Genomic DNA, 25,271 nt, shown 5'->3' on the forward strand with positions numbered 1-25,271 from the left:
TCATCGACGCGATCTGGCGAGCCGCCGCGCCGCCAGTACCAGCGCGCTCACGCTCAGTGCCAGACCGGCCGCCAGCGCGGCCAGCATCAGCGCCTGCCGCAGCGGCCCGCTGCCGCGCAGGAAGGGAAAGTCGAAGCTGTGGAAGCCGTTGAACAGCCAGCGGTAGAGCCGCCGGCTGTCGTCCATCTGCGAAATGATCTGGCCGGAGCGGGCGTCGACATGCACCCAGGTCGACCCGGCGTCCTCCAGGCGCACGCGCCGCGCGCTGGCGGGCAGCGCGTCGGAGCGGGTGTGGCCGTAGGCGTCGTCGCCGCCGATGGCGGCGATATCCCGCACCGGCGTCGGCGCCCATGCCGCCGCCACCGCCTGCATCAGCAGCGCGTCCGGCAGTTGTTCCAACGGCGGCTGTGGCTTGCCGGCTGCAAGCGGAATCAGGCGGTAGGCGGCATCGGCCGCGCCGCGTTGCACGACAAAGGGCTTCCCGCCGACGGCCAGGAACTCGATCTCGCGCGCCGTGCCCATGTTCCGCAGCGTTTCCGGCGTCAAATCGGCCATGGCCGGGGCCAGAGGGGCGCCGCGAAACCGCGCCGCGTGGCCGGCATTGGCCTGATCCAGCGAAAACAGGCGTCCGTGATCCATCGACAGCCAGCCGCTGAACACCCACGTCAGCGCGAACAGGCCGCCGGTCAGGCCGAGCACATGATGCCAGCGCAGCCAGCCGCGAAAGGCCGAGATGCCGGGCCGGCCCGCGCGCCGCTGGTTTAGCAGGCGCACGACGCCGACGCCGTAGCCGGCGGCGGCCACGACGATGCCGCCCAGCGCCAGCCACCACACCGTTTGATCCCACGCCCAGGAGTTCTTGCGCAGCACCGTCGGATACATCCAGTGCACCACGGCGCCGACCCAGTTCCAGCCGCGCTGGAAGCGCGTGGTCCGTTGCAGCACTTGTCCCAGGCCCGCCGAAACGTACAGCTCGGTGCCGGCGGTGTCGCCCAGCGCGATTTTGTAGAACGGCCGGGCGGCGTCGAAGCGATGGTGCACCACCCATTGGTCGTAAGCGAACGGGCCGCTGACCGCCTGCGCGGAATGACCGGCGAAGCGCTCGGCCAACAGTTTTGCCTCTGCGGCACTCAGCGGTGGCGGTGTGGCGCCATCGTCGGCGGCGATAGCGAGCACGCGGCCGTCGTCCAGGGTGGCCAGATAGCGCGGCCGCCCCAGCACGTCCACCAGGCGCAGGCGCAATACCGACAAACCCGGCAGGCCCTGCGCCGCCTTCGCCGGCGCGATGTCCACGGCGGCCAGCGCCACCGGCGCGGACGCGGCCACGCGCTCGCCTTCACCGAGCGAGGGAAACGGCACATACATCATGACGAAGCCGGTACCGAACCACAGCGCGAACAGCAGGCAAAAGCCGGTGCCCAGCCAGCGGTGCAGGCGCGACAGCTGACGCGCCGGCCGCCGCAGCAGCGGCGCCTTGTTAAAAGTGGCCGACAAGACCCATCTCATAGCCGAGCGGCGCGCCGAGCTGAACCTGCGTTGGATAGTTGACGTCGGCCCACTGTGCATACACCTGTTTGGTGACGTTGTTGAGGCGCCCGGTCAGGCTGACATGGCGGTTGATCTTGTAGGTCGCGAACAGGTCCACCAGGGTATAGCTTTTCAGCAGCAGGGTATTGGCGGTGTTGCCAAAGCGGTCGCCCACATAACGCACGCCGGTGCCCACTTCCAGTGGCACGCCGCCGAAGCCGCTGTAGCTGTTCCACAGGTTGGCGGTCCACTTCGGCACGTTGGCCGGACGGTTGCCGCTGGCGTCGACGCCATTGCTGGTGTCGATGAAATTGCGGTAGCCGGCGTCGGTGTAGGCCAGGTTGGCGTTCACCTTCCACGCCGGCAGCGGCCGGATGTCGAGCGCCGCCTCCAGCCCGCGCGACTTTTGCATGCCGGCCGCGTCGACCACGTCGGCCGAGGTTTGCGTCAGCAGGCTCTTGCGCTGGATGTCGTAGTACGCCAGGGTCAACTCGCCATTGCGGCCCAGATCGCTTTTCACGCCCACTTCCACCTGGCGCGATGTGCTCAGGTCGAAATTCTGTGCCGCGTTCACCAGCAGGATATTGGCGCCGACCGGATCCTGGCCGGTGCTGTACTGGAGGTAAGGCGTCAGGCCTTTCGAGCCTTGGTACACCATGCCGAGGCGCCAGTTTTTCGGCTTGAACTTGCGCTCGAAGCTGCTGGACGCCTGGAAGGCGCCGTCCGGACCGTAGTTTTCGCGCTCCAGATCGAAGCTCTCGAGGCGCGCGCCGCCCACCAGCTTCAGCTTGGGCGTGAGGTCGAGCGCGTCCTCGACGAACAGCGCGACGTTGGTCCAGCGCGTCGGGCTGCGGCGGCCCACCAGCGGTCCGAACGTGCCGGCGGCCGGTGCGAACGGATCGACGCTGTCGCCGTCGGGAAAACCCCGCACGCGCACGAAATCGAGCTTGCTGTAATCGACGCCGACGACGAAGCGGTTGGCCAGCCCCGCCAGCGGCGTGGTCACGCTGGCGCTGAACTGGTTGCCGAACAGGTGTTGATCATGGAAGACGAAAAAGCGGTCGCGGTCGACGCGCGCGGTCGCCGGATTGAAGGCGTAGGCCTCGGCGTTTTCCCATTTGCGGTCGGCGTAAAAATAATAGGTGTCGTTGCTCAGGGTGACATCGCCGCCGGCCTTCCAGTGCAGGCTGGCGCGCGGCAGGTATTGGGTCGATGTGATGCGGGCGTCGCCGACGTTGTAGTTCACGTAGCGCATGCGGCTATCGAGTGTCGCGCCAGTGGGCGTGCCGACCACGCCATTCAGCGGCGCTGTGGCGAAGCCGGCCGGCACCAGCGGCGTGCCGTAGTAGCTGGAGGGATGGTCGGCCAGGTAGTCCAGGCTCAGCGTGAGGTCGAAGCGCGGGTTCGGCTTCCACAGCAGCGCGACGGTGCCGTTGACCGAGTCCGAGCCGGCGCCGTGGACGTAGCCGCTGGAGGCGGTGCGGCTCAGGTCCGCGCGCAGGGCCAGGCCGTCGCCCAGCACCAGGTTTCCGCCGACGCCGGCCTGGTTGCGGTCGAAGCGGCCGTACGAGGCGGCGACGTCGAGCGTGTCGCCGCGCAGGGTGGGCTTTTTGGAGACGACGTTGACGGTGCCGGCGATGGCGCCCTGCCCGTACAGCACCGAGCCAGGCCCCTTGAGCACGTCGACACTGGACAGGTTGAAGGCGTTCTGCGAGCGGTACGTCATGTCCGACGGCCCCAGATAGATGCCGTCGCGCAGGATCGTCACCTGGCCGCCGGTGAAGCCGCGCATGGAAAACTGCGACGGGCTGCCGGGGGCGCCGCCCGAGCTGACGCCGGGCATGCTGTCGACGGCTTGCTCGACATTCTGGTAGCCGCGCAGCTCCATGGTCTCGGCGCCGACGGTGTCGATGGTGGCCGGCGTTTCGCGCGCGGTCAGGCCAAGCCGGCTGGCGGTGGGCGCGGCCTTGTCGAGCGTATCGGAGGCGGTGGCGCCGCGGACCACCACGCGGGTGATTTCACGGCCGGCGCCGGCCTGGGAATCGGCCTGCGCGTTGGCGCCGTCATCGGCGGCCTGCGCCGGCAAGGCCGCCGAGATGGTCGCCGACAGCGCCGCGATCGAGGTCAGTGCCAGCCGCGCCAGCCATACTTCATTTGATTTCATGCGTTGTATTTTGGTGGTTAATTATTGTTCGAGTCCGGTCGGCGATGGATGGCCGCGCGGCCGAAGTGTACATCAGGGAGGGGCGGCCGGCGGAAGGGCTATTTCCGGGCCGGTACGCAGGAGGCCGCCGCGCGCTTGCGGACAAGGACGCCGCAAGCGATCAGCAGGAACGCGAACAAGGCGCCTCCCACGATGGTGAAGGCGAGCTCGTCGAGTTCGATATCGGGACGCAGCGCGGTGGCGATCTGGTACAGCGCCATGCCGTACGACATCAGTACTACGGTCCAGCCTATCCGGCGCCGGTACGCGGCGGCGGTGGCGGCGGCTTGGCCCGAGCTGCTGCGCAGCAATCGCACCATCAGGCGGCCATCGGCGCTGTCGGTGACGACCATGCCGCCCGTGAAGGCCAGGCCGGCAACCAGGGCGGCGGCACTGTCGGCGTCGGCGGTCGCGGCGTAACCCCACGCGGCCGCCTGCGTGGCGGTGTCGAACACCAGCGCGAAAACCACGCCGGTGGCGAAGATGGTCAGGGGATGCGCGCTATTTTGCAGCCGGCGCGGCAGGAAGAAGGTTTTCCAGCCCCGGGGCCGGTACGCCTGCTGTCGCAGCAAGTCGTGCAGGTTGAGCGTGCCGACCAGGATCAGCAGCACGGTCGGCAGCCAGTCCAGGATGATGCGCAGCAAGGCCGGCAACGCGATGCCGCTGGAGAAGGCGCCCAGCGCCACGGCGATGGCGGTGACCGCCAGGCCGTGCCCCAGCGCGAACAAGGTGCCGGTCCACGGCGCCAGGCGCGGCCGCTGGCCCAGCGCCCGGTAGGCCATGCTGTCGATGATGGCGATATGGTCGGGATCGAAACCATGCCGCAACCCCAGCATGAACATGAGCGATAAGCCTGGAATCGGCAGCAGGGCGGCTTCCATAGTCCTCCATTGCAATGTGTGCACGAATGCGTTGCAGGCATTCTAGGGACTTACGGCTGTAAACGCAACTGTGTTGCAATAAGGAGCGGAGCGTTGCCTGACGCCGCGCCTAACGCTGGCTGGTCAGCCGGCGGGCTTGCTCTGCCGGCGCGACATCGTTGAAAGTCTTGTCGACCACCACCCGGTCGCGGCCCGTGTTCTTGGCCGCGTACAGAGCTTCGTCGGCGCGCTTGATGGCGTCGCCGATGTCGTCGTGCGGCGTGAGCTCGGCGACGCCGAACGAGGCGGTGATGGCGATCCCGGGCGCCCAGGATGCGGTCTTGAGGCCGGCGCGCAATTTCTCCGCCAGCAGGCGCGCCTGCTCGGCGCCGGTGCCCGGGCAGATGATCAGGAATTCCTCGCCGCCCCATCGCACCAGCTTGTCGCTGGAGCGGATGCCGGCCGTGATCTCATCGGCAAACTGACGCAATACGGCGTCGCCGGCGTCATGGCCGTGCCGGTCGTTGATCTGCTTGAAGTGGTCGATGTCGGCGAACACCACCGACATCGGCGCGGCCAGGATCGCGGGCGTGGACATGAGCGCTGCGCGCAGTCCCTGGCGGTTCAGGGCGCCGGTCAGCGGGTCGGTGTTGGCTTGCTCGACGAGCTCGCGCGCCTCGAGCTGCAGCGCGCGGTTGACCTCGCTAAGCAGGCTCAGGCGCTTGCTGCTGTGGCGCAGCTGGCGCCGCAGTTGCAGCCACGCCATCAGCGGCCAGCCGACCGCGCACAGTATCCACGCGCCCATCAGCATCAGGTAAAGCCGGTCCTGGCCGATCCATTTTCCGTGGAAGCGGATCGCATGCAGATCGATGACGTGTTCGCCGACCGCGTTGGCGGCGCCGGTCATCAGTTCCACGCGCGTGACCTTGTCGAGGCGCACCCCCGATTTTTCCAGCGGTATTTGCTTGAAGTCTATCCACCAGCCGGCGACGTGGAAAACGTTCAGCGGCACGCGGATGGTGGCGCGTTGCGGGACCTTGAAATCGACCTCGTTGATTTTTTGCGACATCCAGTCGCCCACGGTCGAGATGCCCGGTTCGAAGTTGGTCAGCATCAGCCGCAGTTCGTGGGGGCCGGGACCGTTGTAGCCGATGTCGATGCTGACCGATTCGAATTCCGACAGGTCGATGCCGGCGGCGTCGCGCGTGGTCAGGAACAAGTAGCGGCAGGCGGGCCAATCGATCTGGTGCGTCAGTCGGCAGCGCATGCGCAAGGCGCCGTCCTTGCGTTCCAGGGTGGCGACGCTGGTGCCGCCGTTGGTCTGGTCGCCCAGCACCTCGACGCCGGATTTGCGGGCGGCGGACAATTCGATCACCCGTTCCATGCCGTAGTGATGCCAGACGATCAACACGACAGTGAGCGCGAGCAGCACGCCGGTGACGTAGCGCATGACCACGGGCTTGGTCGTGTGCAAGCCCTCGTTCAAGCAGGCGCGCTCGTCAGGCGAGCGATTTCCACCCACCCGTGCTCGTCGAAGATGGGGCATTCCTCGGCCAGCCGGACGGCCTCGTTGAAGTCGGCCGCCGCCACCACGGAATAGCCGGCCAACGTATCTGCCGGACAGTTTGGGGCCGAGCAGCCGGTTGACCACTTCGACGCTGTTATGGGTCAGGCTGCCACGGTCGATCAGGGCCGGACCCAGCGCAGTGAACCAGGCCGCCCAGCGGTCTGGATGATGTTCCGAAGCCTCCGACGTACCGCCGGGCGCGCCTCGATAGACGATCAGGAATCGTTCCATGTTGCCACCTCCGCACTGATGGGAAAGCGCGCGGCGGCGATGTGGAATCGACGCCGCGCCCAGACCGAAACCTTAGCAGAAGCGGCGCGGCGGCGACGCACCGTTTACAGGCCCACGCTTTACAGGTCAACCTTCAGGCGCGTGACGACGCTGCGCTCGGCGCCGGGGATGACATACAGATTGGCCCACGAGGCCGTGTAGTAGTTGCGGTTGAACAGGTTGTGCACGTCCAGCGACAGTCGCACCTTTTTGCTGATCTGCCAGTAGCTCACCAGCTTGGCCGTGGTGTAGGCCGGCAATGTGTAGGTGTCGGCGGTATTGCCGGAGCGGTCGCCGACGTAGTTGACGCCGCCGCCGATGCCGTAGCGGCCGCCGTTGTCGAGGACCGCTTCGCGGATGGCCAGCAGGCCGGCGGCCACTTTCGGCACGTTCATGATGCGCGTGCCCGGCGCCAGGGTACGGTCTTTGTCCACGCGGGCGTCATTCCACGCGAAATTGCCGCTGACGCGCCAGTTGGCGTCGATCTGGCCGTAGACGTCGGCCTCGACGCCGCTGCTCTTGATCTTGCCGGCCGCGACCGAATAGCCGGGCACGTCGCTGGCGGTCAGCACATTGGTTTTGGCGATGTCGTAGACGGCGAAGTTGGCGCCCAGGCGTTGGTCCAGCGTTTGCAGTTTCCAGCCGGCCTCGTACGACGTCGAGCGCTGCGGGTCGAACGGGCTGCCGTTGACGTCGGTGCCGCTGTTGCCACGGAACGATTTGCCGGCCGACACGTACAGCGAGCTCCACTCGTTCGGCAGGAAGGTCAGTCCGGCGCGCGGCGACACGGCGCTCTGCTGTTTCGACGTGGCCGTCCGGGCGACGCGGTTGTCGATGTCCTGGCTGACTTCGTCCCAGCGCAGGCCGCCGAGCAATTTCCATTGCGCCGACAGGCTGAGCTGGTCTTGTGCGAACACCGCCTTGACGCGCTGGCGTTCGTCCGAGCTGGAGGTGCGATTGGTCGGCGCCGTCGCCGGCGTTCCGTACACCGGATTGTAGATGTCGATCGGCGTGTTGGCCGAGCGCAGGATCTCGGTGTTCATCCACAGGCGCGATGCCTCGGCGCCCACCAGCACCGTGTGGCCGATGCCGGCGGTGTTGAACTTGCCTTCCACCTCGGCCTGCACCGCGACGTCGCGCGACGGCAGCTGGCGCCAAGTCGCCTGACGGTTGAGCGTGCGGTTGTCGGCCGCCAGCGAGGTCGCCTCGGTGTAGTTGCCGTCGAACGTGCTTTCCTTGTAGCTGGCGCCGAAGCGCGCGCGCCAGTGGTCCGACAGGGCCCGGTCCAGGGTCAGCTGGTGGGTGTCGCTGGTCAAGGTCATGTTGCCGTCGGACGGTTCGTTCAGGATGCGGTCGCGCGGCACGGCGCCGAGCGCGCCGCGCACGTTGATCACGCCACGGTCGAGCGGGGTGTCGGCGCGCAGGAACTCCGCTTCGTAGTTCAGCATCGTTTGCGGATCGATGACCCAGGTCAGCGCCGGCGCCACCAGGGTGCGCTGGTTGTGCAGCAGGGTGGAGCGGCTGTCGCCCTCCTCGGTCATCAGGTTGAGGCGGTAGGCCACGCTGGCGCCGAGCGCGCCGGTGCTGTCGACGGTGGCGCGGCGCAAGCCCCGGCTGCCCAGGCTGATCTCGGCGGCGTTGTGCGGCGTAAACTTCGGCTTCTTGGTGACGATGTTGATCGTGCCGCCCGGCTCGCTGCTGCCGTAGAGGGCCGACGCCGGTCCCTTGAGGAATTCGAAGCGCTCGACGTTGGCGGTGTCGCGCGGCTGGTTGTAGCCGCGCGAGCCGGGAAAGCCGTTCACCAGGAAGCCCATGTCGGTGCTGCTGAAGCCGCGAACGGCGAAGTTGTCCCAGGTGCCGCCGAAATCGTTGAGGCGCGAGATGCCGCTGACGAAGTCGACGGTGTCGGCCAGGCGCAGCGCGCCGAGGTCCTCGATCTGCTGCGGGCCCATCACCCGGACCGATTGCGGCACTTCGCGCAGCGGCGTGTCGGTGCGCGTGGCGCCGCTGCTGTGCTGCGGGTTGTATTGGCCGGTGGCGCGCTCGGCGACGACGTTGACTTGCGGCAGCGCAGCGTCGGCGGCGGCGTCATCGGTGGTGGCCTGGGCGTGGGCCACGGAGGCGAAAGGGGCAAAAGGTGCGGAGGCGAGCAGGCTCAGCGCAAGGAAGCGCGCGGTGGGACGAAAAGACATGGAAACCCGTTGGAAATGAAATAAGTTTCACATTATAAATGATAATCAATCTCATTTGCATGCGGTGTCGGGCTTGCCGGCGCCATTTCGGACGGGGCCGGACCCGGAATCGCGATTTCTGCTATTTTGTGGGACGTACATTTGAAAGGCAGCCCATGACCGACCTCTCCCATTTCCCCATCACGCAAAAATGGCCGGCCGAACACGCCGACCGCATCCAGCTGTATTCGCTGCCCACGCCCAACGGCGTCAAGGTCTCGATCATGCTGGAGGAAACCGGGCTGGCGTACGAGCCGCACCTGGTGAACTTCGAAACCAGCGACCAGACGTCGCCGGCATTCCTGTCGCTCAATCCGAACAACAAGATCCCGGCCATCCTCGATCCGAACGGTCCGGACGGCAAGCCGCTGGCGCTGTTCGAATCGGGCGCGATCCTGATTTACCTGGCGGAAAAGAGCGGGCAATTCCTGCCGGCCGACGCCGCCGGACGCTATGCAACCCTGCAGTGGCTGATGTTCCAGATGGGCGGCATCGGGCCGATGTTCGGCCAGCTGGGCTTTTTCCACAAATTCGCCGGCAAGGACTACGAGGACAAGCGCCCGCGCGACCGTTACGTGGCCGAGTCCAAGCGCTTGCTGGGGGTGTTGAACGGGCATCTGGCGACGCACCGGTGGCTGGCCGGCGATCAGTACACGATCGCCGACATCGCCACCTTCCCGTGGGTGCGCAACCTAGTCGGCTTCTATGGTGCCGGCGATCTGGTGGGCATCGCCGACTTCCCGCATGTGACGCGGGCGCTGGAGGCGTTTGTCGCCAGGCCCGCCGTGGCCAAGGGGCTGGAAATACCGAAGCGGAGCTAGGCAACCGGCGGTGGAATTCCATGGAGACACGTAGGGCGGATTAGGCGAAGCCGTAATCCGCCATGCATGCGCCGCCGACGGCTCATGGCGGATTACGCTGCGCTAATCCGCCCTACGTATCTCCGGGTTGTGCGGATACCCCGTCCGGGCTCAATACTTCACGAACTTCGACTCGTCCGGTCCGATGCCCGCCAGCTCGACCTGGCGGATCGGCACCGGCCGCGCGCCGCCGCGCGGCTGCGCACGCGGCGCGCCACTCCTGGCGCCGCCGGACGTGTGGCCGATCTTGAAGAAGCTCATCGCCTGCTGAAGCTCTTCGGCCTGGCTGCTCATCTGCTCGGCCGTCGACGCCAGCTGCTCCGAGCCGGCGGCGTTCTGCTGCGTGGTCTGGCTCAGCTGCGCGATGGCGCCGTTGATCTGCGCCAGCCCCGACGACTGCTCTTCCGACGCGGCCGTGATCTCCTGCACCAGCTCGGACGTCTTTTTGATGTTCGGCACCATCGCCCCCAGCATTTGCCCGGCCTGCTCGGCCAGGCTGACGCTGCTGGTGGCGACCTCGCCGATTTCCTGCGCGGCGATCTGGCTGCGCTCGGCCAGCTTGCGCACCTCGGCCGCGACCACCGCGAAGCCCTTGCCGTGCTCGCCCGCGCGGGCCGCCTCGATGGCCGCGTTCAGCGCCAGCAGGTTGGTCTGGTAGGCGATGTCGTCGATGATCAGCACCTTGGCGGCGATCTGTTTCATCGCCGACACCGTCGAGCGCACCGCCTCGCCGCCCTCCGTGGCCTCGGACGCGGCGCGGCTGGCCATGGCGTCGGTGACCTTGGCGTTGTCGGTGTTTTGCGCCACCGACGCCGTCATCTGTTCGACCGAGGCCGAAGTTTCCTCGACCCCGGCGGCCTGCTCGCTGGCCGCCTGCGCCAGCGAATTGGCCGTCGCGCTGACCTCTTCGGAGGCGGCCGCCAGGCCTTCGGCGTTGGCGTTCACTTCCGACACGACCTGCGCCAGCTTGGCGACGGTATTGTTGGCGTATTTCTTCAGCTCGCCGTAAGCGCCCTCGTACGGCTTGTCGATGGTCTGCGTCAGGTCGCCCTCCGACATCGCGCCCATCACGCGCACCACGTCGTCGATGCTGGCGCCGGTGGTGGTGGCAAGCTGGTTCAAGCCCTCGCCCATCTCGCGCTGGAAGCCCTGCAGGCCCTTGAGGTCGACGCGCGCGCCGAAGTTGCCGCGGTTGGCCGCCTCCACCACCGTGCGCTGGCCGTCGATTACCTGCGTCAATTTCGCCACCATCTCCTTGATGGTGAGCAGCAGGCTGCCGCGGTCGCCTGGCTTGACCCGCACCTCTCCGCTGAGGTCGCCTTCGGAAATGCGCCGCATCACATCGGCCGCGTAGTTCGGCTCGCCGCCGAGGCTCTTGACCAGGCTGGCGGTGATCAGCCACGCCAGCGCGATCGCGATCAGCACCGCCGCCACCGACAAGGTGACGATCACCGTGCGCGTGCTTTCGTAGTTGGCGTTGGCGGTGATGCGCTCCTGGTCCATCAGCTCGTTCTGGAACTTGACCAGGTTATCGAGCGCGCCCAGGTAGGCGCTGTTGATGGTGACGAAATCCTCCTTGAGGAACTCGAGCGCTTTCTTGGGGTCGTTCTTGATCAGGTTGTACAGTTCGCTGTACGCCGGATTCAGCACGGCGTTCTTGTCGGTGATGTCCTTGAACAGCGCGCGGCCCTTGTCGGTGTTGATCAGCTTGTCCAGCTTGCCCAACGCCTCGCCCACCCTGGCGCGGTTGGCCTCCGCCGCCGCCTTGTATTTGTCGCGTTCCTCGTCGCTGGTGGCCAGCAGCATGCTGCGCACCTGGCGGGCGTTGTCCAGCGTGCGCTTGGCCGCCTCGTTGGCCAGCACCACCTTGGGATAGCGGTCCTCCATGATCAGGTCCATATCCTGGTCCATGCCGGCCATGCGGGTGATGCTGACCGTAGACAATACGAGCAACAACAGCACCACCGCGCCGAAGCCCAGCGACAGCCGGACGGCCACCTTCATGTTTGAAAACATAATGTCTCCCTAAAGCGGATGCATCGCCGAGGTGCGGGGCGCACCGGCGATGGTTCGTGGAAAAGCGATTGTGATGCCGAAGAAGCGGCGCGGAGACTAGCGATATACAAGCGGCGTTTCGGGTCGTGGTGCGATGAGGCTGTGCAAGCTGCTACCTGCCGTGCCCATTGCGGGCATGAGGAGAAATCCACCACCATCGCGACCACATTCCCTTTCGAAATGCGCAACCATGAAACAAAAGTCTGATCTTGATCATGTCACGTTAGCGTGACGTGTGGCAAGTATTTTCAGGAATGGCGAGGGGGAGCGTTGCTTTCAGTCGGCATCGGCGCGGATTCGCATACGCCCTTATGGCATAAGGGCGTATCTGTAGTGGACAAACAGTCGGTGGCTTGCAGTATGTAAGCCGGCGCTCACGCGTTCACACGGCTCTTGAACGCGCCGGCGCGCCAGGCCAGCAGGGCCAGGCCCAGCATCAGCAACAGCCACGTGCCCGGCTCCGGCACCGGTGCCAGCGCGGGGCCCTGGCCGACCAGATAGCTGAAGCCGTAGAGGCCGCTCTCGAGGGTGAAGGTGATCAGCAGGTCGAGGCTGTTGGCGTTGACGGCGCCCAGGTCCAGCACGTGGCCGTTGAACACTGCGTCGGCTTGGGCCAGGGTGGTGAAGCTGCCCGAATACAGCGAGACGCCGCCGTTGGCGACGGAGAAGCTGAAGCTGCTGTCGTTGAAGGGCGAGAGGAACGGCTGCACCAGCGCCAGCAGCAAGTGGTTGCCCGCGCCGAACGGCAGGTTCAATTGCGCGCTGGCCGTAATGGGCCGGGGCGCGAACACGCCGGCCATCGTGCCGGCGGCCAGCGTGGTGGCGTCGGCGAACGCCGTGGCCACCTCGGCCGACGACGCGATCATGGGCGCCACCGAGGCGGCGGTGGGCAGCGCGCTGGCGTACGAAGCGATCGTCGGTCCGGGACCCTGCTCGGGCGTCCACGGGCCGTAGGCCGCGCCGCCGACATTGGCGGCGCTGGCCGCCTCGGGGGTGTACAGCGCAGGCTGATCGCCGACGGCGCGCGTGGTGACCGCCGCGCCCCGGCCGAGGTCGTTGTAGGTGCTGCGCGCCTCGACGATGCTGCCCATGCGGGTGGCTACTGCGCGGGCGCGCGCCTCGGAAGGCTGGGTCGGCGACACCGGCGCGGTATCGCCGGCGGCGCGGGTCACGACCGCCTGGGCCGAGGCCGAGCCGCCGTCGGTCCATCCGAAGCGTCCGGAGCCGGGGTTGGCGGTGGCTTCGGCGCTGGCGAAGTAGCCGGCGCGGGCCGTCGCGGTGGCGTAGGCGCCGGCGCCGCCGTTGAAGTAGGCGCCACCGCCGGTCGCGTTGGCGCGGGCGATGGCGATGTAGTTGGCGTTGGCCGTGGCCTGGGCATTGCCCTGGCCGCCGGCGCCGGAGCCATATTCGCCGGTGGCGTCGGCCAGGCTGGTCACGCGCCCGCCGCCATTGACGACCGACACGGCGTCGGCCGCGCCGCCGTCGCGGGCGAGGAACGAGCCCTCGCCCTTCAGGCCCGCGATGGCCGTGCTGGTGCCGGTGATCTGGGCGTTCCAGCCGGTCGCCGACGAGGTCAGCGACAGCTGGCTGTTGGCCGAGCCGCCGCCGCCGGGCGCGCCATAGTCGGGCCCGGGTCCGAACGGGCCGCCCACGGCGGCGCCGCCCTGGCCGCCGATGGCCGTGCCGGCCACGTTGACCGTCGATGCGGCGCCCGACGACAGCGCGATCGTCGACGTGGCGTTGCCGCCGTGGCCGGCCTGGCCGAACAGGGCGGCGCCGCCGGCGCCGCCGGTGGCCGTCTGCGCCAGGGTCAATGTGTTGCCGGCGTAGGCGGCGGTATTGCTGACCGTTGCCGTGCCGCCGTTGCCGCCGTTGGCGTGCGGCGCCAGCTCGAAGTCGAAGTTGGCGTCGCCGCCGCGCCCGCCGGTGGCGGTGGTCAGCATGGTCAGGTCAAGCACGCCGGAACCCGGAAGACCGAGTCCGTTGGTGGCGCTGGCCGCGCCGCCGGCGCCCGCCTGGGCGCTTTCAAAGAGGGCCGCGCCGCCGACCCCGCCCGTGGCGCTCGACGTCAGTTGCAACGGCGCGCTGCCGATGCTGATGGCGCGGGCGTTGCTGGTGGCCGCGCCGCCGTTGCCGCTGGCAAAGCCGGCGCTGCCCACGCCGCCCTGGCCGCCGGTGGCGCTTGCGGCCACCTGGCCTGGCGTGTTGGCGGAGGTGATCAGGGCCGCGCTGGCGTTGGCGTTGCCGCCCTTGCCGCCGATGGCGCCCTGGCCCGGCCCCGGTCCGCCGTTGCGGCCGCCGGGCTGGCCGGCGTTGCCGCCCAGTCCGCCGGTGCTGGAGACCGCCACCGAGGCCGGGCCCGCGATCAGGGTCGCGGTCAGCGAGCCGATGGTGAAGGCGCCATCGCCGCCGGCGCCGGCGTTGCCGCCCAGCACGCTGGCGTTGCCGGGCGCGCCGTTGCCGCCGTCGCCGCCCTTGCCGCCGGTGACAGCCATCGTGTTGGCCAGGTCGAGGCTGAACTCCGCCCGAACGGCCGAGGGCGCCGTCATGCCGTTGCCGCCGGCCGCGCCCGGCGCGGCGCCGGTCAGGCCGCTGCCGCCCGGCGGCCCCTGGTAGATCACGTCGATGGCCGCGGCGTTGCCGGCCCACGCCGCGCACAGCAGCGGTATCAGGCGCAGCCCGGTGCGCAGGCGCCTGGAACGGAAACGGAAATGGGAACGGGGTTGGGGTTGGGGGCGGGTGCCTTGTACGCTGACCATGGAGTTCTCCGTGAATGGACGGAAAGCCGCGTTGGCGCGCGATCGCGCTACCCCAGCCACCCGTGAATTGGCAGTTTAGCCAGTGTGCTCAAAATTGCTAGACTTTTTTATATTCTTTTAACGGGAACTGTTGCGGAGTTGCGAAAGCGTAGCCACCCGGCACCAGCTATGTGCCGGCCGGGCCTACACCTCGCTCCATTGGCGCAACAAATTGTGGTAATGCCCGGTCAGGCCGACCAGTTCGGCGCAGTCGCCCAGGCGCGCGCGCAGGCTTTGGATGTTCTGGTCCAGCTCGAGCAGCATGCCGCGCCGCATGTCGTCGCGCACCATGCTCTGGGTCCAGAAAAACGCGCACACGCGGGCGCCGCGGGTGACCGGCTCGACCCGGTGGATGCTGGTCGACGGATACAGGATCAGGTCGCCCGCCGGCAGCTTGACCTCGTGCTCGCCGTAGGCGTCGGTGACGATCAGCTCGCCGCCGTCGTAGTCGTCCGGATCGCTCAGGAACAGGGTCGAGGAAACGTCGGTGCGCACCCACTCGCCACTGCCGGGGATGCGGCGCATCGAACCGTCCACGTGCGCGCCGTAGTGCTCGCCGCCGGCGTAGCTGTTGAACAGCGGCGGGATGGTGCGCAGCGGCAGCGCGGCCGAGAAGAACAGCGGACAGTCGGCCAGCGCCGCCAGCACCATGCGGCCCAGCTCGAGCGCCAGCGGCGACGTCTCCGGCAGTTGCCGGTTCTGCTTGACCTGGGCGCCCTGGGCGCCGACGGTGGAGCGGCCGTCGATCCAGTCCGACGCGTCCAGGCGGCCGCGCATGGCGGCGACCTGTTCGCGGCGCAACACGCCCGGGATGTGCAGCATCATGGTGAAACTCCTCGAAACAGTGGGTCCGGAAAAACAAAAGCCCCGCCGGCGAGGGCGGGGCAAGCAACACGGCTGAAGGGCCCTTTTGCTTAAACCTTACAAGCTTACCTTAGAACTTGATGTTGGCCGTCAGGCTGGCCGAACGCGGCGTGCCCGGCGTGTAACGGTAGCCCGACTTGTTGATCGCCGCAGCGTATTCCTTGTCGGTCAGGTTGTACACGTTCAGTCGCACATCGATGTTCTTGTTGATCGGATACGACGCCATGGCGTCGGCGACCCAGTACGAATCGATGTAGGCCGGGGTGCCGACGGCGCCGTCGGTGCCGCGCAGCAGCTTGTCGGAGAAGCGCACGCCGCCGCCGACCGTCAGGCCCATCGGCAGGGTGTACGAAGTCCACGACGTGAACGCTTGCTTGGGCGTGTAGGCCAGTTGCTCTTCGCCGTTGGCCAGCACCGAGCGGCCCTTCTCGACCTTGGTCGACATGCGGGTGTAGCCGGCGCTGACGATCCAGCCGCGGGTGATCTCGCCCGTCACGCCGAGCTCGACGCCCTGGACGCGCTTCTTGCCGTTCTGGAAGAACACGGCCGCGTTGGTCGGATCGACTTCGATCTCGTTCTTGACGTCGGTGCGGTACAGCGCGGCCGACAGCGACAGCTTCTGCTTGAGCAGGTCCCACTTGCCGCCCAACTCGTAGTTGGTGGTTTCCTGCGGATCGTAGTTGACGTTGGCCGAATTGTTGGCCGCCGTGCTCAGGGTGAAGTTGGTGCCGCCCGGCGGCGCCTTCGACGTCGCCACCAGACCGTAGACGCTGCTTTCAGGCGTGAGCTTGTAGAGCGCCGACAATTTACCGTTGATCAGGTTGTCGCTCTTCTTGAGCGAGGTCGGGATGCGGGTGCCGACCGGCAGCGGCTGCACCGCCGGCGGGGTCACCGCCGCCTGCAGCGCCACGGCGTCGTACTCGGTGGTGTAGTGGTCGAGGCGCACGCCGCCGTTCAGGATCCACTTGTCGCCGATCTTGATGGTGTCGAACACGTAGGCGCTCTGGGTGTCGGTGGTGCCGCGGCTTTGCGCGCCGTTGCGGGCGAAGGTCAGCTTGAACGACGTCGCCGGATCCGGATAGTAGATGCTGGTGATCGGCAGGCCGGTGCCGCCGGTCGGCGCCCATGTGTACAGGGTTTGCTTCTCGCTGATGAGCTCGATGCCGCCGACCATGGTGTGCTTGAGCGCGCCCGTGGCGAATTCGGCGGTGGCGGTGGTCTGGTTGGTGAACACCTTGTTGGTGGCGTCGCGGAAGGTCGTGTTGGTGCGCAGCATCTGCCAGCTGCGCGGATCGGCGCTTGGCAGCACCAGGTTGGCGGCGGTGGCCATGAACGAGGTCAGCAGGTAATCCTGTTCGGTCTTGCCGAAGCGGGTGGTGTTCTGCAGTTTGACGCCGCCGGCGAAGTCGTGCTCGATGCGCACCGTGGCCATGTCGGCGGTGACGTCGTCGTGGTCGTACGAGGAGCCGTAGAAGTTGCGCGGATCGACGCGCGGCGCGCTGTTGAGCGGCGCCAGGCGCACGGCCTCGGCCGCACGCGACGCTGGCGTGCCGCCGGTGGTCGGCACCGGCGCGCTGTAGCCGGGCAGGCCGATGGTCAGCACGCCGCCGTCGGGGATGTTGTTCTGTTTGACGTGCAGGTAGTTCAGGTAGACGCGGGTCGGACCGTTCAGGCCGAACGCGACCGACGGCGCCACGGCCCAGCGCTTGTTCTCGACGACGTCGCGCGCGGCGTTGCCGGAGTCCTGGCCCAGCACGTTGACGCGGAAGGCGGTGCCGCTGTCGGCGTCGAGCACCTGGTTGAGGTCGGCGGTGGCGCGTTTTTGCTTGCCGCTGCCGAAGGTGACGGCGCCGAGGTAGGCGTTTTCCTGCTGCGGCTGCTTGCTGACCAGGTTGATCGAACCGGTTGGCGAGCTGCGGCCGTTGTCGGTGCCGGCCGGGCCCTTGAGCACGTCGATCTGTTCGATGTTGAAGGTGTCGCGCGAGATCGAGCCGATGTCGCGCACGCCGTCGACGTAGATGCTGCCGGAGGCGTCGAAGCCGCGCATGAAGATGGCGTCGCCGGTGTTGGTGTTGCCGTTCTCGCCCAGGAAGAAGGCGCCCACGCCAGGGGTGTTGCGCAGCGCTTCGGTCAGGGTGACGGCGCCTTGCTGTTCGATCAATTCTTTTTTGATGACGGTGATGGTCTGGGCGGTGTCGACCAGCTTCTCGGTGTACTTGACGGACGAGGCCTTGTCGGCCTTGATGCCCTCGGCGGTGCCCTGCACCGTCACTTCGGGCATGGTTTGCTGCTGCTGGGCGGCTGCCGCGACCGGCAGCAGCATCACGGCAAGCGCCGCACTCATGTGTTGGTTGAAGCGCGCTTGCGTGTGTTTGCGACTCTTGATCATTGCCATTCTTTCATCTAATCGAAGGGAGGCCGGCGGCGGGAAGTGTTGCTGAAGTGTTGCCAACCTGGGTCTGACAGCCGGGAAATCTTTACTGATTAGTGAGAGTGTAACAATAAAACGCCTAAACGTAAATGCGAATTGTTATCAATACTATTCACGTGGTGGCAGAAGGCAACGGATTTGGCGGGGGCGGGAAGCCGGGCGGGGTGTTGAAGTGCCGGTTACGACGCTTGACGCTCGAGCCAGGCGCGGGCCTCGGCCAGCGTTTGTTCGAGCTCGGCGCGCACGGCGTCGACGCGCTGCGCCAGCTCCTCGCCGCGTCCTTCGCTGATGGCCGTCTCGGCGTCGATGGTGGCCTGGATCAGGCGCCGCGCGCCGAGCACGCCGACGGCGCCGCGCAGGCCGTGGAACAGGCGGGCGGCGTCGCGCGGGCGCCCTTCGCGCAGCGCCGCGGCGGCCTGCTCGACCGGTTCCATGCCGCTGTCGATGGCGCCGCGCACCATTTTGACCATCACCGCGCGGCCCTTGGCGTCGCGGCCCATCACGCGCACCAGGCTGTCGATGTTGAAGGCGCCGGCCTCGCCGGCCGGCACCGGCGAGGTGACCAGCTTGACCGGCGCATGGGCGGGCGCCGGCGGCGGGGCGGCGTCGGCCTGCGCCTGCGCCTCCGCCGCCGCCGGCTTGGCCGCTTTCCCGGGAAAATGCCGGTGCAGCACGGCCAGCATTTCCTCGACCTCGATCGGCTTCGGAATGAAATCGGTGATGCCGGCTTCGAGGCTGCGCTCGCGCTCCGATTCGAGCACGCCGGCCGTCATGGCGATGATCGGCAAGTCCAGCTTCAACTCCTGGCGCAACAGGCGGGTGGCGGTGAAGCCGTCCATCACCGGCATCTGCATGTCCATCAGCACCAGGTCGTAGACGCCGGGGCTGGCGCTCATGCGGTCGACCGCCTGCTGGCCGTTGTCGACGACATCGAGCGTGGCGCCGGCCAGCTCGAGGATGCCGCGCGCCACCGCCTGGTTGAGCAGATTGTCTTCCACCAGCAGGCAATGCATGCCGGCCAGGCTGCCGGCGATGCCCTGGTCGGCCGCCGCCTGCACGCTGGCGTCGGCCTTGGTCACCAGCGCCTGGTGCAGCGCGTCGAACAGGTTCGAGCTGGTGATCGGCTTGACCAGCACCACGTCGGCCTCGGGCGCGTTGGAGATATCCTCCATGCGGTCGCGGGCAAAGGCGTTGACCATCACCACGATCGGCTGCTTCTTGTCGGGCGCGGCCGCGCGGATACCCTTGGCCGTGGCCAGCCCGTCCATGCCGGGCATGTGCCAGTCCGCCAGCACCACGTCGTAGGCGCGCTCCGTTTCCAGCCCGAGCCGGAACTGCGCGAGCGCGGCCGCGCCGGAATCGACCTCGTCGGCCTGCCAGCCCCAGGCCCGGATCAGCTTGGCGATCAGTTCGCGGCTGGTGCGGCTGTCGTCGGCCACCAGCAGGCGCAGGTCGCCCAGTGCCGGCTTGCGGCGTTCCTCGGGCCGCTCCGGCAACACCTCGAAGGGCAGGCTGAAGAAGAAGGTCGAGCCCTGCCCCGGCGTGCTGTGGACGGCGATCTGGCCGCCCATCAGTTCGATCAGGCGCTTGGTGATGGCCAGGCCCAGGCCGGTGCCGCCGAAGCGCCGCGTGATGCTCTGGTCGCCCTGCGAGAAGGCGTGGAACAACTGCGCCAGCTGCTGCTCGGTCATGCCCATGCCGGTGTCGCGCACCTCGAAGCGCAGCAGCGCGCTTTGCGGGTTGGGCGCGTTGCGCGCGTCGAGCTCGACGCTGACGACCACTTCGCCCTGCTCGGTGAACTTGATGGCGTTGCCGGCCAAATTGACCAGGATTTGCTGCAGCCGCATCGAATCGCCGCGCAGCCGCTTGGGCACCGACGGCTCGACGCTGATGGCCAGCTCCAGTTCCTTGTCGCCGGCGTTCATCGTCATCATCGTCGCCAGCGAGTTCATGGTGTCGTCCAGGCTGAACTCGACCGGGGACAACTCCATGTGGCGCGCCTCGATCTTGGAGAAATCGAGCACGTCGTTGAGGATGCCCAGCAGCGATTGCCCGGACACCTTGACCATGTTCAGGTACTTGCGCTGCTGGGTGGTCAGCGTGGTGTTGCCGAGCAGGTAGGCCATGCCCAGCACCGCGTTCATCGGCGTGCGGATCTCGTGGCTCATGTTGGCCACGAACTCGCTCTTGGCGCGGTTGGCGGCCTCGGCGCGGTCGCGCTCCCGCTCCAGCTCCTGGGCGCGGGCCTCGACTTCCAGCTGCAGGCGGCGCCGTTCGGTGATGTCGGAGATCACCGCCAGCACCTTGGTGCCCTGGTCGGTGCGCACCGCGCTCAGGTTGATTTCGATCGGGAACTCGCTGCCGTCGCGGCGCAGGCCCAGCAAGGTGGCGCCGCCGCCCATGCGCACCGGCTCGGCGCTGAGGCGGTCGGCGAAGAACTTGACGCGGTGCGCGGCGTGTTGTTCGCGCAAGGCCACTGGCACCAGCGTCTCGAGCGGCTGGCCGAGGATTTCGTCGCGGCCGTAGCCGAAGCGGCGCTCGGCCTCGCGGTTGAAGGTTTCGATGCGGCCGTCGACGCCGACCACGACGATCGCGTTGGGCGCGAACTCGACCAGGCTTTGCAGGCGCGCGTCGGCCGCCAGCCGGTCGCGCATCAGATTGTTGAAGGCGGCCGTCAGCTGGCCGACCTCGTCGTCGGTGCGCACCGGCAGCGGCGCGAAATGGGTGGCGTCGCCGCGCAGCGCGACGATGGCATCGCGCAGCCGGATGAGCGGCGCCAGCAGCCGCAGGGTGAGCCAGCCGATCAGCGCCGCCGCCAGGATCGAGGCCACCACGCTCCACAGCAGCACGCGCGAGAGCACGCCCTCGAACGGCTCGAACGCCTCTTCGGCCGGCAGCGAGGCGGCCAGGATCCAGTCGACCGACTTGAGCGCCTTGTAGCTGTTGAGGGCGCGCTCGCCGTTGCCGTTGATGCTCTCGACCGTGCCCTCGAAGCCGTCGCGCAGCGCGCGCGTGGTGGCGGCGTTGGCGCCGGCCTGGCGCGGCTGCAGCAGGCGGCTGGCGTCCGGATGCAGCACGTAGACCGGATGCTCGCCGCGCGTGAGGGCGAAAAAGTAGCCGCTCTTGCCGACCTTGGCGGTGCGCAGGTGGCCCAGCACATTGTCCTTGTACAGGCGCAGCACGCCGTTGAGCACGCACACCACCTCGCCCTTGGCGTTGAGAACCGGCGCCACCATCTGCACGATCGGCTGCTTGTGGGACTTGCCGATCACTGGCTCGGCGACCAGCGGTTTGCGGGTGCGCATCACGGTCTGGAAGTAGGCGCGGTCGGAGGCGTCGATGCCGACCCGGCCGGGCCGGACCGGGACGTCGGCGATCACCACGCCTTGCGGGCTGAGCACGAGCAGATCGTCGAACAGCGCCAGCACGGCGCGGTCCTGGTAGTAGGCGCGCAGCCGCTCGGTGGAGTTGGCGAGCTCGACCGGCTGATGGCGCGCCGACAGCGCGATGATGTCGAGCAGCATGGTCAGCTTGTCGTCGAGTTCCTCGGCGGTGCGGCCGATCAGCGCCGTTTGCTGGGTCAAAAGCACCTTGGTGAAGTCCGCCTTCATGCGTTGCATCTGAACCACGGTCACCAGCGCGATCATCAGGATCGACGTGATGCTGGTCGCCAGCGCAACTTTAGCCTTGATGCCAAGTGGCTTCATTTCATCCTTGTCGGGCGGGTCGGACATGAAATCGGAGAACTACGGAAGTGCTCAGGAATTCTCCTATCAATGCCCGACCTTGGCAACAATATTAACGCTGGGCAGCGGAGATGATCACGTCGGCGACTTTTTGCGGCTGCGACACCATCGGCACATGGCTCGATTTCAGCGTGATAGTGGTGGCGTTGATTTTCTTGGCGAACGCTTGCTGCAGGGCCGGATCGATCATGCGATCGTCGGACGCGGCGATGTAATAGTTCGCCTTGTTTTTCCAGGCCTCTACGGTGGTCTTGTCGGCGAAGGCCTTGGCGGCGATCGGACCCTGGGTGGCGGCGATCAGCGCGGCGGTGGCCGGCGCGACGTCCTGGGCGAAGTTGGCGGAGACCGACGCGGTCGGCAGCCACAGGAAACCGCCGGCGTCGGCCTGCAGGGTGGCGATACCTGGCGGCACGGCGTAGTCTTTGCCCAGGTCGGCGGTGGCCTGGCCTGCCGACGGTGCGAACGCGGCCACGTAGACCAGCGCCTTGACCTTGTCGCTGGTGCCCGCCTCGGTGATCACGGTGCCGCCCCACGAGTGGCCGACCAGCACTACTTTACCGGTTTGCGCGTCGATCACGCGCTGCGCGGCGGCGACGTCGTCGGCCAGCGAGGTCAGCGGGTTTTGCACGGCCACCACCTTCAAGCCCTTCGCTTGCAGCAGCGGGATGATTTTCTCCCAGCTGGAACCGTCGGCGAAGGCGCCGTGCACCAGTACCACGGTGGTGTCGGCGGCCGGCGCGGCGGCTTGGGCGGTCAGGACGGTGGAGGCCAGCAGGGCGGCGGCGATGATCGAGCGTTTCATGGTGATTCCTTTCGAGGTTGGTTGTTTGCGATTAAGTAGTGTGCTACTTGCTTGAGTTGAACTATAGCGAACAATCTAATAGCGCGCAATATAAATTTGACCGAATGTCGAAAATATTTTGCGGTCCCATGGCCGCCGGTACGAAAACGCTTGCAAGCAAGGCTGTCAGCAAGGCGAATACCTGATCGGCACAGTGCGGCATCGGCCAAAAGCGGCGACTAATGGTCTACACTGGGGGCATGATAAGAGACCTCCCCGCACTGGTGCTGCCCGGCGCCACCATCGACATCCTGAAGGCAAGTTGCGCCAACTGCAGCATGCATCAGCTGTGTCTGCCGATGGGACTGGGCAACGAAGACATGGAGCGGCTCGACCAGATCATCGGGCGCCGCCGCAAGGTCGCGCGCGGCAGCACCCTGTTCCGCATCGGCGATCCGTTCGTGAACCTGTACGCGATCCGGCTCGGGCATTTCAAGACCTACCAGGTCAACCGCGAGGGCGCCGAGCAGATCACCGGCTTCCAGATGGCCGGCGAGCTGCTGGGCATGGACGCCATCAGCACCGACCTGCACCATTGCACCGCCGTCGCGCTGGAGGACAGCGAGGTGTGCGAGATTCCGTTCGGCAGCCTGCAACAGCTTCTGGCCGACATGCCGACCCTGCTGCGGCATTTCCACCGCATGATGAGCCAGGAGATCACGCGCGAGCAAAGCGTCATGCTCCTGCTGGGCAATATGCAGGCGACGCAGCGCTTCGCCGCCTTCCTGGTCAACCTGTCGTCGCGCTACGAGGCGCGCGGCTACTCGCCCAACACCTTCCAGCTGCGCATGTCGCGCGAAGAGATCGGCAACTACCTGGGCCTGACGATCGAAAGCATCAGCCGCCTGCTGTCGAAGTTCAAGAAGGAAGGCCTGCTCCGCGTGAGCAACCGCGAAATCGAACTGCTCGACCCGCCCATGCTCAAAGCCATCACGGCCGGCACGCAGACCTGTCACTAGCGGTGACATGACCATGTAGACACGTAGGGCGGATTAGGCGAAGCCGTAATCCGCCATGCATGCGCCGCCGACGGAGCTTGGCGGATTACGCTACGCTAATCCGCCCTACGTGTCTCCACGTGCCCTCCACCGTTTGCGGAACTATTCCGCGCGCAGGGTCACGCTACGCTGCGCCGGCCAGCTCCAGGCGCCGGCAAGGCGCCAGTCGCGCTGTTCGCCTTCCACCAGCACCACCCAACGGCTGCGCTCGAGCATCGGCAGATTGATCTGGAAGCGGCCGAATTCGTCCGGCCGCACCACCAGTTGGATATCCTTGGCCGGCAAGGTGGCGTGCGACAGGCGCACGAACAAGCGTTCCGTCTTGCCGTGCTCGTCGCTATTGCGGCGCAGCTGGCCGGCCAGCATCCCTTGCGTGGCGTCGTAGCCGATCGACATCGACAACCCCAGCGAGCTGGCCAGGCGGTCGCGCCGCAAGTCCTGGTTGATGGCCTTGCCCTGCTTGTAGTAGTCGCCCACCACCAGCGCGTCCTGCCGCGTGAAGGCCAGGTAGCCGGTGTAGACGCCGGCGACGATGACGATCGCCGGCCCCGCCATCAGCAGCCACGGCCAGCGCTGCTTCCACCACGGCGTTGCCGTGCCATGCGATACCGATACGGTCATAATGCTCTCCTTAGCGCGGCACGATGAATACCGCGTCTTCCTTCACATGCAGCGACGGGTCGTCGACCGACGTCAGTTCGACGGCGATCTTGTTCGAGCCCGGATGGGCGGCGCCATGCGCCGTGCGCAGCCGGATCGGATGCGCCTTGGTGTCGGTGGCCTCGACCCGCACCAGCTCCGGCGTGACCTGGGCCAGCGTTGGAATGCCGCTGACGCGGATGCGGTAGGTCTGCGCCAGCTCCGACGTGTTCATGATCTGCAGCCGGTAGACGTTTTCGATCATGCCGTCCTCGACCTCGCGCCCCATGGCGCCGCGGTCGCGGATCACGTCCAGCTTGAGCGGCACGCGCAGGTACAGCGCAGTGCCGACGGCGGCCACGATCAGCGCCAGGATGGCGGCGTAGATCTGCACCCGGGGACGCAGGGTGCGCCGGCGGATTTGCATCGGCGTGTAGTGCATGGTCATGGCGCGCTCGGTGCTGTAGCGGATCAGCCCGCGCGGCAGGCCGACCTTTTCCATGACGCCGTTGCAGGCGTCGACGCAGGCGGCGCAGCCGATGCATTCGTACTGCAGGCCGTTGCGGATGTCGATGCCGGTCGGGCACACTTGCACGCACATCGAGCAGTCGATGCAGTCGCCGCCCTTGCCGGCCGCCTTCTTCGACAACGGCATGCGCGGCTCGCCCCGTTCGCCGGCGTAGGTGATGATCAAGGTGTCGCGGTCGAACATCGAGCTCTGGAAGCGGGCGTACGGGCACATGTACTTGCACACCTGCTCGCGCATCCAGCCGGCGTTGCCGTAGGTGGCGAAGCTGTAGAACACCACCCAAAACCATTCCCATGGGCCAAAGCTCAACGTCAGCACCTCGCCGGCCAGATGCTTGATCGGCGTGAAGTAGCCTACAAACGTGAAACCGGTCCACAGCGCCACCGCGCCCCAGGCTAGGTGCTTGGCGCTTTTCTTGGCGAACTTGGACGCCGACGGCGGCTGGCGGTCGAGCGCGATTCGCGCGCTGCGCTTGCCTTCGATCTTGCGCTCTATCCACAGGAAGATTTCGGTGTACACCGTTTGCGGACAGGCGAAGCCGCACCACACGCGCCCCGCGACTGCCGTCGCCAGGAACAGCAGATAGGCGCAGATGATCAGCAGCGCGGCCAGGTAAATGAAATCCTGCGGCCACAACACCAGGCCGAAGATGTAGAACTTGCGCGCGCCCAGGTCGAACAGCAGGGCCTGGCGGCCGTTCCATTGCAACCACGGGGTGCAGTAGAACGCCAGCTGCGTCAGCCAGACGAACAGCCAACGCAGCCGGGCATAGCGGCCCGAGGCCTCGCGCGGGTAGATCTCCTCCCGCGCGGCGTACATGGGGACGACTTGGGTCTCAGGCGAGTTCATAAT

At 67.1% G+C, this 25,271-nt stretch carries 15 protein-coding genes; 2 read left to right on the top strand and 13 right to left on the bottom strand.

All coding sequences use genetic code 11. The annotated features are described in order from the left end of the window. From AC0IYS_RS00695 to AC0IYS_RS00715, 5 genes are all read right to left on the bottom strand, one after another. Positions 1-1,494: a hypothetical protein gene (locus AC0IYS_RS00695; RefSeq protein ID WP_471703381.1), complete on the bottom strand. Its 1,494-nt coding sequence runs from the start codon at positions 1,492-1,494 to the stop codon at positions 1-3. Further along, positions 1,478-3,691: a TonB-dependent receptor gene (locus AC0IYS_RS00700; RefSeq protein WP_471703382.1), complete on the bottom strand. Its 2,214-nt coding sequence runs from the start codon at positions 3,689-3,691 to the stop codon at positions 1,478-1,480. The genes AC0IYS_RS00695 and AC0IYS_RS00700 overlap by 17 nt, the downstream gene beginning before the upstream one ends. 98 nt (positions 3,692-3,789) lie before the next feature. After that, positions 3,790-4,611 (bottom strand): HoxN/HupN/NixA family nickel/cobalt transporter, encoded by an 822-nt coding sequence (locus AC0IYS_RS00705; RefSeq protein ID WP_471703383.1) that lies wholly within the window; start codon positions 4,609-4,611, stop codon positions 3,790-3,792. Positions 4,612-4,720: 109 nt separating this feature from the next. Then, the gene (locus tag AC0IYS_RS00710) at positions 4,721-6,388 is read right to left on the bottom strand and encodes a GGDEF domain-containing protein (RefSeq protein WP_471703384.1); all 1,668 of its coding nucleotides are present in this window, start codon (positions 6,386-6,388) and stop codon (positions 4,721-4,723) included. Between the two features lie 119 nt (positions 6,389-6,507). Next, positions 6,508-8,619 carry a TonB-dependent siderophore receptor gene (locus AC0IYS_RS00715; protein WP_471703385.1) on the bottom strand — a complete coding sequence of 704 codons (2,112 nt, stop codon included), beginning with the start codon at positions 8,617-8,619 and terminating at the stop codon, positions 6,508-6,510. A 155-nt stretch (positions 8,620-8,774) separates the two neighbouring features. On the opposite strand from AC0IYS_RS00715, the gene AC0IYS_RS00720 reads away from it, so the two are divergent. Next, positions 8,775-9,479: a glutathione binding-like protein gene (locus AC0IYS_RS00720; protein ID WP_471703386.1), complete on the top strand. Its 705-nt coding sequence runs from the start codon at positions 8,775-8,777 to the stop codon at positions 9,477-9,479. Between the two features lie 150 nt (positions 9,480-9,629). Here AC0IYS_RS00720 and AC0IYS_RS00725 read toward each other — a convergent pair whose 3' ends face one another. The 6 genes from AC0IYS_RS00725 to AC0IYS_RS00750 all read right to left on the bottom strand — a co-directional run bounded on the left by AC0IYS_RS00725 (position 9,630) and on the right by AC0IYS_RS00750 (position 22,214). Further along, the gene (locus AC0IYS_RS00725) at positions 9,630-11,534 is read right to left on the bottom strand and encodes a methyl-accepting chemotaxis protein (protein WP_471703387.1); all 1,905 of its coding nucleotides are present in this window, start codon (positions 11,532-11,534) and stop codon (positions 9,630-9,632) included. 413 nt (positions 11,535-11,947) lie between these two features. Beyond that, on the bottom strand, positions 11,948-14,332 hold the full coding sequence (locus AC0IYS_RS00730; protein WP_471703388.1) for a PEP-CTERM sorting domain-containing protein: 2,385 nt from the start codon (positions 14,330-14,332) through the stop codon (positions 11,948-11,950). A gap of 183 nt (positions 14,333-14,515) precedes the next feature. Next, positions 14,516-15,196 carry a Fe2+-dependent dioxygenase gene (locus AC0IYS_RS00735; protein ID WP_471703389.1) on the bottom strand — a complete coding sequence of 227 codons (681 nt, stop codon included), beginning with the start codon at positions 15,194-15,196 and terminating at the stop codon, positions 14,516-14,518. A 109-nt stretch (positions 15,197-15,305) separates the two neighbouring features. Continuing rightward, positions 15,306-17,630, bottom strand: coding sequence for a catecholate siderophore receptor Fiu (locus AC0IYS_RS00740; protein WP_471703390.1), 2,325 nt, complete (start codon positions 17,628-17,630; stop codon positions 15,306-15,308). A gap of 215 nt (positions 17,631-17,845) precedes the next feature. Further along, positions 17,846-21,400, bottom strand: a complete 3,555-nt coding sequence (locus AC0IYS_RS00745) for a response regulator (protein WP_471703391.1) — start codon at positions 21,398-21,400, stop codon at positions 17,846-17,848. Positions 21,401-21,464: 64 nt separating this feature from the next. Next, the gene (locus tag AC0IYS_RS00750; protein WP_471703392.1) at positions 21,465-22,214 is read right to left on the bottom strand and encodes an alpha/beta fold hydrolase; all 750 of its coding nucleotides are present in this window, start codon (positions 22,212-22,214) and stop codon (positions 21,465-21,467) included. Positions 22,215-22,453: 239 nt separating this feature from the next. Between AC0IYS_RS00750 and fnr the strand changes: the two genes are divergently transcribed. Then, a complete protein-coding gene (gene fnr, locus AC0IYS_RS00755) occupies positions 22,454-23,212 on the top strand; it encodes a fumarate/nitrate reduction transcriptional regulator Fnr (protein ID WP_471703393.1) in 759 nt (252 codons plus the stop codon). A gap of 141 nt (positions 23,213-23,353) precedes the next feature. Here fnr and AC0IYS_RS00760 read toward each other — a convergent pair whose 3' ends face one another. Both AC0IYS_RS00760 and ccoG read right to left on the bottom strand, forming a co-directional pair. Beyond that, positions 23,354-23,872, bottom strand: a complete 519-nt coding sequence (locus AC0IYS_RS00760; RefSeq protein ID WP_471703394.1) for a FixH family protein — start codon at positions 23,870-23,872, stop codon at positions 23,354-23,356. A 10-nt stretch (positions 23,873-23,882) separates the two neighbouring features. Next, entirely contained in the window at positions 23,883-25,268 is a 1,386-nt protein-coding gene (ccoG, locus tag AC0IYS_RS00765) for a cytochrome c oxidase accessory protein CcoG (RefSeq protein ID WP_471703395.1), read from the bottom strand. Between the last annotated feature and the right edge of the window lie 3 nt (positions 25,269-25,271).

Source organism: Duganella sp. AC237 (genome assembly GCF_979254035.1).